The following is a 13,177-nucleotide window of genomic DNA, read 5'->3' on the forward strand; positions in this document are numbered from 1 at the left end:
CCGCGAATCGCGCGGACAGATCCGTTCAGCCGACAATCGGCAGGTTGCGTTCCTCGTCCAGCCTGGTCAGCGCCTCTTGCATGATCCCAGTGACGTGCTGGTAGGCCGCCTTGGGATCGAGCTCGGGACCCGACACCGTCCGCAGATCGATCGGGTCCAGGAACTCGACGGTGATCTTGCTGGGCAACGGCAGATGCCCGGCGAGGTCACCCACGTCGAGCCCCCACGGAAGAGCGATCGAAATGGGGAACACCTTCAGCCGCAGCATGCGGTCCAGCCGCAACAGGCGCGCGATCCGGTCCCCGCGGGTGAGCACCAGCTGGGTCTGCTGCGCACCGATGTTCACCACCGGCACGATCGGAACCCGCTCGTTCCAGGCCAGGCGGAGAAAACCGGTGCGACCGGCGAAGTCGACGCGGTCCTCCTCCCAGGTCGGACGGTGCACCTCCCAGTCGCCCCCGGGGTAGACCAGCACCGCGGCGCCGTCGCGCAGCGCCTGCTCGGCGTTGCCCGGGTCGGCGTTCACCGTGCCGAAGCGGCGCAGCAACGAGCCGATCACCGGGTAGGCCATCACCATGTCGTGGGCGAGCTGGAAGAAGGGCCGGTGCGGGCCGAAACGGCGGACGAAGGCCAGGGTCGTCACCAGCACCTCCGGCGAGACGTTCCCGCCCGAGTGGTTGCTCACCAGCAACACCGGCCCCTGCTCGGGAATCCGCTCCAGGCCGCGCACCTCCGCCCGGAAGTAGAGGCGCACCAACAGCCAGCCGAGGCCCATGGTGTCCGCGATGAACTTCGGGTCACGGTCGGAGGGGTCCGCGGTGGGAACCCGCGCTTTCACTTGCCGGGCGACCCAGTTCGTCGCGTGATCGACCGTTCCGCCGGCCAGTCGGAAGACACTCATGGGCAACGACTTCCGTGACTAGCCGCCGATCGAGAGCAGCTGGTCGAAGAACGCCCGGTACCCGCGCAGCGCCTGTCGCAGCCCCTCGGTGTCGGACGTGTCGCCGCGCCGCTCGTCCAGTTCGCGTTTGCGCTGCTGGTAGGTGGCGGTGATCTGGTCGATGATGTCGCTGAGCAGTGTGTCCGCACGGGCGACGGCGTCGCTCGGATCGTCGACGAAGGTCACCTGGGCCTCCCGCCACTGGGTGCGCAGGCGATCGAGGTCGGTGTCGGCGAACAGCGGCGCGGGCTGGTCTTCGGCTGCGGGGACCGCGGTCGGCGTGACGCCCGAGCCGGTACCCGAGTCGCGTGAAGCGGCTTGTTCGGCCGTCCCAGTGCCGCCGCGCTCGGCATCGTCGCCGAGGCCGGTGTGTTCGGCGTGGGTGGCGTCCGCTTCCTGGGCCACGGGGCCGGGCCGATTCGGCTCGGCCGCGACGTCGGTGGTCCGTGCGCCTCCGGCCTCGTCGATCAGATCAGGGTTCGCCGACCGCTCGGCGTCGGGCCGCGTTGCCGGGGATTCGCCCACCGTGCCTGCTTCGTGACGACGCTCGGCCTCGCCGGATCTGTCGTACTGCGACTCGGCGCGGGTTTCCCCCGCTGTCGCCGACTCCCCTTCCGCCTCGACGCTGTAGGGCCGCCGTTCGGACTCGGTACTCATTATTTCACGTCCTTCTTCCCCTGATCGGTCACTCCGACCAGGTCTTCGAACAGTTCCCGGTAGTGCACGATGGCCGTGCGACGATCCTCGGTGGACACCGCGGCGCCCGCGGGCCGAGTCGCGATATCGTGCGCGGCGCGATAATGGCCCAGCGGCTCGGCGTGCTCCACGGAGAGATCCGCCAGCTGCTGCTCGTAGTTCTCCGTGGGATAGCCGCGCTCTGACATGATCGTGGTGACGAGGCGGTCGGCTTCGGTCAGCGCCCCGGCGGGGTCGTCGATGAATCGTTCCTGCACCTCTACCCAGCGGGTGGAATAGACCCGTTTCTCGTCGTCCGAGAGATCGCGTAACCGCAACTGCGAGTGCCTGCGCTCGCGCTCGGCGAGTTCCCGCTCGGCGGTCTTGCGGTCCTCGAGTTCCTCGACCGTCCGATCGTATTCCGGGCCGAACCGGCGCCGTAGTCGCTGCCTGCGCAGCGCGGGCCACACCAGCAAGGCGATGATGGCCACGACGACGACAATGGCGATGACGACAATGATTGCCCATGCTCCAGCCGACATCCGAACCTCCTTGTCGAGCTTGTCCGCTGGGGTAATGCCTCCTCGCCGTGGTTCCAAACACATGTTCGTCAAGGGGATTCGACGGACGCGGCAGGGCCGCTCGGACACCCCCTCACATCCGGTGTCCGAGCGGCCCTGCGACGAGTTCAGCGCACCAGCGCCGGTCGCTTGCTGTCGAAGCGCCAGCCCGGCACGAGGTACTGCATGGTCGCGGCGTCGTCGCGATCGCCGAGGCCGGCCCGGTGGTAGAGCTCGTTGGCGGCGGCGATCCGCTCGTCATCGAGGTCGACGCCGAGTCCCGGGCGCGCGGGCAAGGTGAGCATGCCGTCGGCGATGCGATAGGGGTCGCGGGTGATGCGCTGGCCGTCCTGCCAGATCCAATGGGTGTCGATGGCGGTGATGGTGCCGGGAGCGGCAGCGGCGACGTGAGTGAACATCGCCAGGGAGACATCGAAATGGTTGTTGGAGTGCGAGCCCCAGGTCAGGCCCCACGCGTCGCACAACTGGGCGACGCGGACCGAGCCCGCCATGGTCCAGAAATGCGGGTCGGCGAGCGGGATGTCGACCGCGCCCGCGCGCACGGTGTGGCCGAGTTCGCGCCAGTCGGTGGCGATCATGTTGGTGGCGGTGGGCAGACCGGTCGCCCGCTTGAATTCCGCCATCACCTCTCGACCGGAGTAGGAACCCTCCGGGCCCACCGGGTCTTCGGCGTAGGCGAGAACATCGGTGAGTCCGCGGCACAGTTCCACGGCCTCGCTCAGCAGCCACCCGCCGTTGGGGTCCAGGGTGATCCGCGCGTCCGGGAACTCCTCGGCGAGCGCGCGGACGGCTGCGGCTTCCTCCCGCCCGGCCAGGACCCCGCCCTTGAGTTTGAAGTCCCGGAAGCCGTAGCGCTCGCGGGCGGCGCGGGCGAGCGCGACCACCTCGTCCGGAGTGAGCGCCGCCTCGTGCCGCAGCCGCTGCCAGGTATCGGCGCCCGCGGGCTCGTCGGCGCCTGACCTATAGGGCAGGTCGGTGCGGGTGCGGTCGCCGACGAAGAACAGGTAACCGAGCACCGGCACCGCGGTGCGCTGCACGCCGTCGCCGAGCAGCGCGGCCACCGGCACCTCCAGGTGCTGTCCGAGCAGGTCCAGCAACGCGGATTCCACGGCGGTGACGGCGTGCACGGTGACCCGCAGATCGAACGTCTGACTGCCGCGCCCACCCGCGTCGCGACCGGCGAAGGTGCGGCGGATGTCGCCGAGCACGGCGTGGTAGTCGCCGATGGAGCGGCCGAGCACCAATTCACTGGCGTCGGTGAGTGTGGCACGGATGCGTTCACCGCCGGGCACCTCACCCACCCCGGTGCGTCCCTCGGAATCGGTGAGGATCACCAGGTTGCGGGTGAAGTAGGGCGCGTGCGCGCCGCTGAGGTTGAGCAGCATGCTGTCGTGGCCCGCGATCGGCACAACGCGCATGCCGGTGACGCGAGGAGTGCGCGGCGAGGATGTCATGACCGATTCTCCGAGGTGGTAGCGGCAAGGGCGTTCGGGAAGTCGACCGATGCGCGATCGGCGGCGTCGCCGGTGGGATCGGCGGGGAAACCGGCGTCGTCGGCGGTGGGGCGCGCACCACGCAGCAGCAGCACCGAGGCCGCGGCGAGCACGGAGGCGGCGGCCAGCGCGTACAAACCCCAGGTCACCTCGCCGGTGGCCGACTTCACCAGACCGAAGCCGTACGGCGCGACGAAGCCGCCGAGGTTTCCGAGGGAGTTGATGATGGCGATGGCCGGCGCCAGGACCAGCGGGTGCAGTCCCGACTGCGGGATGGACCAGAACAGCGGGCTCGCGCTCTTGAAGCCCATCGCCGCCACGCACAGGAACACCAGGGCGAGCCACGGCGATGTGATCGCGGCCAGATAGGTGCCGACCGCCGCGGTGAGCAGCGCGATGATCAGCAGCGGCCGCCGGTTGCCGGTGCGGTCACCGATCCGGGCCGAGACGTACATGGCGACCACGGCGCAGATCCACGGCAGGGAGGCGAGCAGGCCGACGGTGATGTCGTTCACGCCGTCGATGCGGCGGACGATCGAGGGCAGCCAGAAGGTATTGGCGTAGATGGAGAGCTGGATGGCGAAGTAGATCCAGCAGAAGAGCAGCAGCTTCGGATCGGCGAGCATCCGCCAGCGCGACGCTTTGTGCGCGACACCCGAATTGACGGCCTTGTCGATCTCTTCGTCGGCGATGGTTTCGCTCAGCGCTTTCCGCTCCCCCGCGGTCAGCCATTTCGCGTCTTCGATCCGGGAATCCAGAAAGAAGAAGGCGATACAGCCGACGATCACCGAGACCATTCCCTCGAGACCGAACATCCATTGCCAGCCGTGCAGCCCCGCGCCGCCGTCGAGCGAGAGCAACGGACCGGACAGCGGCCCGGAGATCGCGGCCGCGATCGACGACCCGGCGACGAACAGTGCGGTGGCGCGGCCGCGGTGGCTATTGGGCAGCCATTTGGCCAGGTAGAAGATCACCGCTGGGAAGAATCCCGCCTCCGCGGCACCGAGCAGGAAGCGCAGGACGTAGAACATCGTGGCGTTCTGCACGACCATCATCGCCGCGGAGATCAGCCCCCAGCTGACCATGATCCGAGTGAGCCAGATCCGTGCCCCGAACTTTTCCATCATCACGTTGCTCGGCAATTCGAACAGCGCGTAGGCGATGAAGAACACGCCCGCGCCGAACCCGTACGCGGCGGCGCCGATGCCGACGTCCGCTTCGAGATACTCGCGGGCGTAGCCGATATTGGATCGGTTTATCTGATTGCAGATCAGCATGACGATGAACAGCGGGACGACGCGTCGAAAGAATTTCGATACGGCCGCATCCAGTTCCGCAGTCGGCTGCCGAGTGAACGACATCGTCCACTCCTTTCGGTCGAACCACCACCGCGCTCCACGGTGCTGTGGGAAAGAGATCATCGGGGCGAGTGACTCGCCTCACAGCACCGAACTTAAAGAGCAGGCACGATTCCCGTCCAACACCATTTACGGATGAATCGATACAGGAAAGGTATCGGACGGCGTTTCGCGCTGTTGCGCCAGCCCCGCCAGCAGGCGGGCCAGCGCCGGGTTCTCGTGGTCCTGCGGCCAGACGAGATCGAGTTCAACCACCTTCGCGACGCCGGACAGTGGCCGATACCGGACGTTCTCGAACCGCATGCCCGCCGCCGACTCGGGCACCAGCGCCACGCCCCAACCCAGGTCGACCAGGGCGAGGATGCTGTGCACCTGGGTCATGTACTGGGTCACCACCGGCACCACCGCCGCGGCGTGCAGCACGCCCGTCACCAGTTGGTGGAAGTAGCGCGCCTCGACCGGGGCGTGCATGACCATGTCCGCGCCGTGCAATGCCGTGACCGGCAAGGGCTCGGCCGAGCCGGCCAGCGGATGACCACCGGGCAACGCGGCGATCAAGCCCTCGCGCACGAAGGTGCGGGTGGCCAGATCGGGCCGGGTGATCGGCGGGCGCACCATGCCCAGATCCAGCGATCCCTCCGAGAGCGCCTCCACCTGGTCCATCGTCACCAGCTCGCGCAGTTCCACATCGACATCCGGCAGCAGCGAACGCGCGGTCGACAGCACCAGGGGCAGGCCGGAGTGCACGCTGGCGCCGGTGAAACCCACCCGCAGCACACCACCGGTGCCCGCAGACACCCGGCGCACCGCCAGCGCCGCGCGCTCGGCCTGCTGCAAGAGGCGGCGTGCGTCCACCAGGAAGGCCTGACCGGCGCGGGTGAGGCGGACGGTGCGATTGGCGCGATCGAAGAGTTCCGCGCCCACCTCCTTCTCCAGCAGCTGGATCTGCCTGCTCAGCGGCGGCTGCGTCATCCGCAGCCGCTCCGCCGCGCGCCCGAAGTGCAGTTCCTCTGCGACGGCCACGAAGTGGGTGAGCTGCACGAAGGTGAACATTCGATACCGACCTTGTATTGAAAGATATGCAAACAGTGTTGGACGTGAATCATAAATCGTTCCTAGGGTGGGCTCAGCCGGCCCATCGAACAGGAGAGCCACCATGACCACTGCCGCACCGCAGGACATCGCCCGGAAGCTCGGCTCCGGACTGTTGTCCTTTCCGGTCACCCATCTGCGCGCCGACGGCTCGTTCGACGAGGCCGCCTATCGGGAGAACATCGCCTGGCTCGGCGGTTACGACGCGTCCGGCCTCTTCGCCGCGGGCGGCACCGGCGAGTTCTTCTCGCTCACACCGGCCGAGGTGGAGCAGGTGGTCTCCGCCGCGGTAGCCGAAGCGCCGGAGGGACTGCCGGTCATCGCACCCGCCGGGTACGGCACGGCCACCGCGGTGGAGATGGCGCGGGCGGCGCAACGGGCGGGTGCGCACGGAATCCTGCTGCTGCCGCCGTATCTCACCGAGGCGAGCCAGGAAGGACTGGTCGCCCATGTCCGGCAGGTGTGCGCGGCCACCGACCTCGGCGTGATCATCTACTCGCGGGCCAATGCCGCCTACACCGAGAGCGCCGTCGCCGAACTCGCCGACCGGTGCCCGAACCTGATCGGATTCAAGGACGGCATCGGCAACATCGAGCAGATGACCCGCATCTACGCCGCCCTGGGCGACCGGCTCACCTACGTGGGCGGCCTGCCGACCGCGGAGATGTTCGCCCTGCCGTACCTGGCCCTCGGCGTGACGACCTACTCCTCGGCGATCTACAACTTCCTGCCGGAATTCGCGCTCGCCTTCTACCGGGCGCTGCGCCGCGGCGACACCGAGTTCGTGCGCACCGCGCTCAACGACTTCGTGATCCCCTACTGCGACCTGCGCAATCGCAAGCAGGGCTATGCGGTCAGCATCATCAAAGCGGGCATGAAGGTGATCGGGCGTCCGGCAGGCCCGGTGCGCAGCCCGTTGACCGACCTCGACGACGTCGAACTCGCCGAGCTGGCCGACCTCGTGAAGAAGGTGAGCTGATGACCGCCGCACGCACCGATGCCGCGCCTTTGACCGGCGCCAACCTGGTGGGCGCCACGGACGTCCCCGGCGCCACCGGGCCGTTCCACGCGACCGACCCGGCGACCGGCGCGGACCTCGGCCCGGTGTACCGCGAAGCCGACGACGCGACGGTCGCCCGTGCCGCCGAACTGGCCGCGGCTGCCTTCGAGTCCTACCGGCACACCGGCTTCGGCCCGCGCGCGGCGTTTCTGGACAGCATCGCGCGGGAGATCGAGGCGCTGGGCGATGTCCTCGTCGACCGGGTGATCGCCGAGACCGGGCTGCCCGAGGCCCGGGTGCGCTCGGAGATCGGTCGCACCACCGGCCAGTTGCGGCTCTTCGCCGAAGTGGTGCGCGAGGGCAGCTGGACCGGCGCTCGCTGGGACCGGCCCGACCCGCAGCGCAGTCCGCTGCCGAAACCCGATCTGCGGCAACGCCGGATCCCGCTCGGACCGGTCGCGGTGTTCGCGGCGAGCAACTTTCCCCTCGCTTTCTCGGTGGCCGGTGGCGACACCGCCTCTGCCCTGGCGGCGGGCGCGCCCGTGGTGGTCAAGGCGCACCCCGCGCATCCGGGCACCTCCGAACTGGTGGGCCGGGCGGTGCGCGCGGCCGTACGCGCGCACGACCTGCCCGAGGGCACCTTCTCGCTGATCCACGGCGGCGTGGACACCGGCTTGGCGCTGGTGCGCGACCCACGGATCCGGGCGGTCGGCTTCACCGGCTCGCGGCGGGCCGGGCTCGCGCTCGTCGCGGCCGCCGCGGCGCGGCCGGTGCCCATCCCGGTCTTCGCCGAGATGTCGAGCGTCAATCCGGTGTTCGTGCTACCAGGAGCCCTGGCCGAGCGCGGAGCGCGGCTGGGCGCCGAATTCGTCGCCTCGCTCACCACCGGCGTCGGGCAGCTGTGCACGAGCCCCGGCCTGGTCTTCCTGGCCGACGGCCCCGGCGCCGACGACTTCGTCGATGCGGCGAGCGCGGCGGTCACCGCCGCCTCCGGTGCACCGATGCTGAACCCGGGCATCGCGTCCGCGTTCGCCACCGGTGTACGCCGCCTGGCCGCCACCGAAGCCGTACGCACGGTCGCGACGGGCACCGACGCCGGAGCCGTGTGCACCGGCGTGCCCCAGCTGTTCGTCACCACCGGTGAGCGGTTTCTGGCCGACCGGGAACTGCAAGAGGAAGTATTCGGGCCCGCCTCGATCGTCGTCCGGGTGACCGGCGAGGAGCAGTTCGCCGCACTGGTCGACGAACTCGATGGCCAGCTCACCGCGACGGTGCACGCCGCGCCGTCCGATCGCGAACTCGCCGGAGCACTGCTCGGCAAGCTCGAACTGATCGCGGGCCGGGTGCTCTTCGACGGCTGGCCCACCGGAGTCGAGGTCGGCCACGCGGTGGTCCACGGCGGCCCGTTCCCCGCGACCAGCGCGCCCGCGACCACCTCCGTCGGCAGCCGCGCCATCGAGCGCTTCCTGCGCCCGGTCGCCTACCAGAACGTCCCCGATGACCTTCTCGCCGATGAGATCCGCGCGGACAACCCGCTCGGCATCTGGCGGCGCGTGGACGGGGCCGTCACGCGGGACTGAGATGGCGTCATGCCCACGCCTGCTGCCCGGTCGCCATCGGCAGCGGCGGGATGAGTTTCGCCCAGAACTCCCGGCGCACCGCGTCCCACAGCCTCGCCAACTCCGGGAGAAGTTCTCGTGCCCCCGCGAGGTCGGGGTAGTTCTCGGGACTGAAGGAGACGACGGGCGACGCATCGCAAGTGTTGTCCACGGCGACGATCGCGATCAGATGGTGCCGCACGAAACGCCAGGTCACCCGCACACCGTCGACTTCCGTCTGGCGCACGTCATCCATCGCCGACGCCCTGACGCCGCGCGCCGCGTTCGTGCTCGCCCTCATGGTCTACCGGCCGTAACACCCTCGTCTCGGCCGCCGACCCGCCATGGCGGCGGACGCGCCACCGTGGTCGCTCGCTATGACTGCTCCGGCTCTCCGACATGAAGAAATCCAACTCCGATCGCGACGCCCGTGGGTCCGGGCGCCTCCGCGGCCAGTTCCACGGCGTTTAACATAAGACATTAGAGGTCATAGTTCAATGCCGGGGCGCAACTATCGCTGCTCGCGTACGTCCGCTCCCGTGTCGAGCCGGGCATCCGACGGCCGGTACCTCTAATCTCAGACTTCATGTTTCAAGTGTTCGTTGACTAGGATCGATCTACATCCCACCGAGGAGTCGCGTTGTCCAAGCGGGAGAGCGCCGGATTGTCCGCCCTCGGCGCCGTGCTGTCACCGCTCGAGGGTGGCGGTCCGAAAACCGAGGCCGTGGTGCAGCGACTGTGTGCCGCCATCGGCCTCGGGCTGATGGTCGACGGCCAGCAGTTGCCGAGTGAGACCGAACTGGCCAACCAATTGGGCGTGTCTACGATGACCCTGCGGGAGGCGCTGGCCGTCCTCCGGCAACGCGGCATCGTGCACACCAAGCGCGGACGCGGCGGTGGCAGTTTCATCCAGGGCGCCGCGGAGGCCTTGGAGAGCACGTCCTTGGTGAAGTTGCAGCAGATGAGCATCCAGGAATTGCGCGATCTGGGGGACGAACACTTCGCCGTCACCGGCGCGGCCGCGGTATTCGCCGCGCGCCGCGGACTGCGGGCCGATATCGCCCGGCTCCGGTCCTTGGCCGACCGGCTGGAGGGCAGCAGCGAACCCATTGCGGCGCGCCGGGCCGACAGCCGCTTTCATATCGAAATGGCGGTGTGCGCACAATCCACCCGATTGACGCGCGCCCAGGTCGCTCTGCAAGCCGAACTCTCCGCACTGCTCTGGTTGCCCGGCCTGGAACTGGATCCGGCGGCCGAGGCGACCGCTCACCGTGATTTGGTGGACGCGATCGAAAGAGAAGACGATACCCGGGCGAGAGAACTGGCAGAATCACAAACCGAATCACGTATCCGCCGCCTCGTCGCCCTTCGCTTGGAGCTCAGTTGATCCATGAGGGATACCGATGAAGATGCCGCCCCGGTGACCGTCGAGTCGCTCGCTTCGACCGTCACGGAGCTGGCCGAAGAGATCTACCAGTCGCTGGGAGTCATCGGGTCCGAGCTGGCCACACTGTGGGAAGCCTTGACCGGAGAACGACAGCTCGCCCCCCGATCGGCCGACTTGGCACTCCTGCGCGAGACCATCGTGGGCGAACTAGAGCGGCGCGGGAAGCTGCTCGAAAGCGCGGGCGTGGTGATGGCCGACGGCATTCTCTCCGATCGCCCCCGATACTTGGAGTGGTGGTTGCTGGACGCACAGCGCAGGCCGCAACGCCTGGTGCTGGAATTGAATCCCCACAGCGAATATTTCTACGACTACACCGGAATGGAATGGTTCGCGATTCCGCGTGAGCAGGGCCACCGCCGGGCGCATGGGCCTTGTCTCGATTACGCGTGCACCGATCAGTACGTCTGCACCTTCGCGGTACCGGTCACGATCACCTCGGGGACTTTCCTCGGAATCGCCGGTGCGGACGTCCCGGTCGCCTCGATCGAGGAGATTCTGCTGCCACGCTTCCGGGCATGTGACCGGCGAGTGGTGCTGGTGAACAACGAAGGGCGCGTCATCATGGGGACCGATCCCGAATTCACCACAGGATCCAAGACGAGCCGGATGGACCGACCCGCCGCGGCGGTGCCGATCGAGGCGACGGCCTGGTCGTTGTATCCGCTGGGACAGCGGTAGCGGCGTCACCCGCGCAACGGGATCGCGCGGACGGCGTGTGGTGCGCCCCGATGAATGGGGTCGTGCGACGCGCAGGAGTTCGCCGAATACTCGTGCCCATGAAGGCGATCACCACGAGCCTCCTCGTGACGGCCACACTCCTCGCTCCGTCGCCGACCGCGTCCGCCGCGCCGCTCGAACAGCAGGCGCCCATCGCGGAGACCGGGTCGGCGTCGACCGGGTCCGCCACCCAGGCGCTGTGCCGATTGCTGCGCATGCTGCGCGCCGGGTACGTCGACAGTTCCGGCGGCGGTCCCGCTTGCACATTCCCCTGATGCCCCGGACGGCAACCGCTCTCGATACAGCCGTCCCGGACGCGACCGCCGACCCGCCTATGCGCCATCGATGTGACCGAGATCGATTGCCGCGCTTGTATTCTCGGAATAGCAAGCGGAGCGGACCCGCACCGCCGAGACCGGGCATCGTGAGCCGGAGCGCAAGCAGGTCGAGGGCCGCGGGGGTGCGGCGGCACTGGACTGGAGCGCCTGGTCGGCGAAAGATGTGAGACGCAGCATAATTCGCCCGGCGCTGCCGTATGCCGTGCCGAAGGCAGGTCACCGGCTGTGTACTGTCCGGGCGGGGGCAGGCACTCTGGGCTTCTCACGAGAGGACTACCAGTGTGTCTGCGACACCATTGCGAGCAAGTAGCGAGGTTGTGGGTCGGATCGAGGGTGTTCGGTGTGAGAACCGGCGCCGCCTGAAGGAGAGAGTACGGGAATGAAGATGGATCGCCGTTCTGCGCGTGGAAATCGCCGTCGCCGCTCCGGCGCTCCTCTCTTCGGGCAACTGCTCACCGCCGCGGTCGAATCCGCCGCCGACACGGTGGCGATCCGGTTCTCTCCGACCGGAGATCCCGCCGACACCGTGCAGCTGACCTACCGGCAGCTCGACGAATCGTCGTCTCGGCTGGCGCGGGAGTTGATCGACCGAGGAATTGGCCCCGGCGACGTGGTGGCCATCGGCATACGGCGCTCGCTCGAGTCGGTGCTGTCGGTGTGGGCGATCGCCAAGACGGGCGCCGCCTATGTGCCGATCGATCCCACCTATCCGCCCGACCGGATCGCCTACATGGTGTCCGATTCCGGAGCAGCGCTCGGCCTGACCACTTCCGCCTACCGCGAGGCGCTCGGCACCTCCCTCCCCTGGATCGAACTCGACGATCCGCAAGACCAGGAGCGAATCGGGCGGTGGCCCGCGCACCCCGTCTCGTACACCGATCGGGTGCGGCTGCTCACCGAGCAGCACCCCGCCTACGTCATCTTCACCTCCGGTTCGACCGGACGGCCCAAGGGTGTCGTGGTCACCCATTCCGGATTGGGCGCGATGGTGGCGTCCGAACGCGAGCGCTACGACGTCACGGAAGGCTCGCGGGTGATGCACATCTGCTCGCCGAACTTCGACGTGTCGGTGCTGGAACTGCTGCTCGCCTTCGCCACCGGATCCACCCTGGTCATCGCGCCGCCGACGGTGTTCGGCGGGTTCGAACTCGCCGATCTGCTTCGGCGCGAACGCGTCACGCACATGCTCATCACTCCCGGTGCGCTGGAATCGGTGGACCCCGCGGGCCTGACGGACCTGCGCGTCGTCATGGTCATCGGCGACAGGTTCGGCCCCCACCTGGTGAACCGGTGGGCCGGTGACGGCCGCGCGATGATCAACGGTTACGGCCCCACGGAGGCCACCGTCATCGCGACCAGCAGCGCGCCGCTCGTGCCGGGTGAGACGGTCACCATCGGCGGCGCGATACCCGGATTCGGCTTGTTCGTGCTGGATTCCCGCTTGCGCCCGGCTCCGGCCGGCGTGATCGGCGAGCTGTATCTGTCGGGTCCCGCGCTGGCGCAGGGTTATCTGGACCGGCGCGGTCTCACCGCGGCACGCTTCGTGGCCAACCCGTTCGGCGGTGAGGCCGGTAGTCCTGGGTCGCGCATGTACCGAACCGGCGATTTGGCGCGTCGTCTGGGTTCGGGTGGCATCGAGGTCTTGGGACGTTCGGACTTCCAGGTGAAGGTTCGTGGCTTCCGCGTCGAACTGGGCGAGATCGATGACGCGCTGAGCCGCCATCCGGATGTCGAGTTCGCGGTGACCTTGGGCAAACGGCAACCGAACGGGACCACCATGCTGGTGTCCTACGTGCTGCCCGAAGCGGCAACGGTCGACGCGGCGGGCATCGCGGTCGACTTCGACACCACCGAACTCGTCGAGTTCATCTCCGAGTCGTTGCCTGCTTACATGATTCCGGCGTCGATCATGGTGTTGGGGGAGATTCCGTTGACGCC

General features: G+C 68.4%; 13 protein-coding genes. 6 read left to right on the plus strand and 7 right to left on the minus strand.

Annotated elements, in window-relative coordinates; genetic code table 11:
• Positions 1–25: 25 nt before the first annotated feature.
• The 6 genes from ABZ420_RS29025 to ABZ420_RS29050 form a co-directional block, all read right to left on the minus strand.
• Positions 26–901: a lysophospholipid acyltransferase family protein gene (locus ABZ420_RS29025; RefSeq protein ID WP_357129187.1), complete on the minus strand. Its 876-nt coding sequence runs from the start codon at positions 899–901 to the stop codon at positions 26–28.
• A gap of 18 nt (positions 902–919) precedes the next feature.
• Positions 920–1,597: a hypothetical protein gene (locus ABZ420_RS29030; protein ID WP_357129190.1), complete on the minus strand. Its 678-nt coding sequence runs from the start codon at positions 1,595–1,597 to the stop codon at positions 920–922.
• Positions 1,597–2,157: a hypothetical protein gene (locus tag ABZ420_RS29035; protein WP_357129193.1), complete on the minus strand. Its 561-nt coding sequence runs from the start codon at positions 2,155–2,157 to the stop codon at positions 1,597–1,599. The genes ABZ420_RS29030 and ABZ420_RS29035 overlap by 1 nt, the downstream gene beginning before the upstream one ends.
• Before the next feature lie 146 nt (positions 2,158–2,303).
• Positions 2,304–3,650 (minus strand): glucarate dehydratase, encoded by a 1,347-nt coding sequence (gudD, locus tag ABZ420_RS29040; RefSeq protein WP_357129196.1) that lies wholly within the window; start codon positions 3,648–3,650, stop codon positions 2,304–2,306.
• Positions 3,647–5,050, minus strand: coding sequence for an MFS transporter (locus ABZ420_RS29045; protein WP_357129199.1), 1,404 nt, complete (start codon positions 5,048–5,050; stop codon positions 3,647–3,649). The genes gudD and ABZ420_RS29045 overlap by 4 nt, the downstream gene beginning before the upstream one ends.
• 126 nt (positions 5,051–5,176) lie before the next feature.
• Positions 5,177–6,100 (minus strand): LysR substrate-binding domain-containing protein, encoded by a 924-nt coding sequence (locus ABZ420_RS29050; RefSeq protein ID WP_357129202.1) that lies wholly within the window; start codon positions 6,098–6,100, stop codon positions 5,177–5,179.
• A gap of 103 nt (positions 6,101–6,203) precedes the next feature.
• Here ABZ420_RS29050 and kdgD point away from each other — a divergent pair, with 103 nt between their 5' ends.
• On the plus strand, positions 6,204–7,118 hold the full coding sequence (gene kdgD / locus ABZ420_RS29055) for a 5-dehydro-4-deoxyglucarate dehydratase (RefSeq protein ID WP_357129205.1): 915 nt from the start codon (positions 6,204–6,206) through the stop codon (positions 7,116–7,118).
• Positions 7,118–8,719 carry an aldehyde dehydrogenase (NADP(+)) gene (locus tag ABZ420_RS29060; RefSeq protein WP_357129208.1) on the plus strand — a complete coding sequence of 534 codons (1,602 nt, stop codon included), beginning with the start codon at positions 7,118–7,120 and terminating at the stop codon, positions 8,717–8,719. Before kdgD ends, ABZ420_RS29060 begins: the two co-directional genes overlap by 1 nt.
• A gap of 7 nt (positions 8,720–8,726) precedes the next feature.
• Here ABZ420_RS29060 and ABZ420_RS29065 read toward each other — a convergent pair whose 3' ends face one another.
• Positions 8,727–8,993: a hypothetical protein gene (locus ABZ420_RS29065; RefSeq protein ID WP_357129211.1), complete on the minus strand. Its 267-nt coding sequence runs from the start codon at positions 8,991–8,993 to the stop codon at positions 8,727–8,729.
• A gap of 384 nt (positions 8,994–9,377) precedes the next feature.
• Between ABZ420_RS29065 and ABZ420_RS29070 the strand changes: the two genes are divergently transcribed.
• The 4 genes from ABZ420_RS29070 to ABZ420_RS29085 all read left to right on the plus strand — a co-directional run.
• Positions 9,378–10,124 carry a GntR family transcriptional regulator gene (locus ABZ420_RS29070; RefSeq protein WP_357129214.1) on the plus strand — a complete coding sequence of 249 codons (747 nt, stop codon included), beginning with the start codon at positions 9,378–9,380 and terminating at the stop codon, positions 10,122–10,124.
• A 3-nt stretch (positions 10,125–10,127) separates the two neighbouring features.
• Positions 10,128–10,862 (plus strand): cache domain-containing protein, encoded by a 735-nt coding sequence (locus ABZ420_RS29075; protein ID WP_357129217.1) that lies wholly within the window; start codon positions 10,128–10,130, stop codon positions 10,860–10,862.
• A 98-nt stretch (positions 10,863–10,960) separates the two neighbouring features.
• Positions 10,961–11,176, plus strand: a complete 216-nt coding sequence (locus ABZ420_RS29080; protein ID WP_357129220.1) for a hypothetical protein — start codon at positions 10,961–10,963, stop codon at positions 11,174–11,176.
• Positions 11,177–11,618: 442 nt separating this feature from the next.
• A partial coding sequence (locus ABZ420_RS29085) for an amino acid adenylation domain-containing protein (protein WP_357129223.1) occupies positions 11,619–13,177 on the plus strand: 1,559 nt, incomplete at its 3' end.

The sequence above is a fragment of the Nocardia sp. NPDC005745 genome (assembly GCF_040630775.1).
Classification (GTDB): Bacteria; Actinomycetota; Actinomycetes; order Mycobacteriales; family Mycobacteriaceae; genus Nocardia.

What these genes read in the sequence shown, in the direction of transcription:
- ABZ420_RS29025 (WP_357129187.1), bottom strand. Translation starts at nt 901, where the DNA reads ATGAGTGTCTTCCGACTGGCCGGCGGAACGGTCGATCACGCGACGAAC.
- ABZ420_RS29030 (WP_357129190.1), bottom strand. Translation starts at nt 1,597, where the DNA reads ATGAGTACCGAGTCCGAACGGCGGCCCTACAGCGTCGAGGCGGAAGGG.
- ABZ420_RS29035 (WP_357129193.1), bottom strand. Translation starts at nt 2,157, where the DNA reads ATGTCGGCTGGAGCATGGGCAATCATTGTCGTCATCGCCATTGTCGTC.
- gudD (WP_357129196.1), bottom strand. Translation starts at nt 3,650, where the DNA reads ATGACATCCTCGCCGCGCACTCCTCGCGTCACCGGCATGCGCGTTGTG.
- ABZ420_RS29045 (WP_357129199.1), bottom strand. Translation starts at nt 5,050, where the DNA reads ATGTCGTTCACTCGGCAGCCGACTGCGGAACTGGATGCGGCCGTATCG.
- ABZ420_RS29050 (WP_357129202.1), bottom strand. Translation starts at nt 6,100, where the DNA reads ATGTTCACCTTCGTGCAGCTCACCCACTTCGTGGCCGTCGCAGAGGAA.
- kdgD (WP_357129205.1), top strand. Translation starts at nt 6,204, where the DNA reads ATGACCACTGCCGCACCGCAGGACATCGCCCGGAAGCTCGGCTCCGGA.
- ABZ420_RS29060 (WP_357129208.1), top strand. Translation starts at nt 7,118, where the DNA reads ATGACCGCCGCACGCACCGATGCCGCGCCTTTGACCGGCGCCAACCTG.
- ABZ420_RS29065 (WP_357129211.1), bottom strand. Translation starts at nt 8,993, where the DNA reads ATGGATGACGTGCGCCAGACGGAAGTCGACGGTGTGCGGGTGACCTGG.
- ABZ420_RS29075 (WP_357129217.1), top strand. Translation starts at nt 10,128, where the DNA reads ATGAGGGATACCGATGAAGATGCCGCCCCGGTGACCGTCGAGTCGCTC.
- ABZ420_RS29080 (WP_357129220.1), top strand. Translation starts at nt 10,961, where the DNA reads ATGAAGGCGATCACCACGAGCCTCCTCGTGACGGCCACACTCCTCGCT.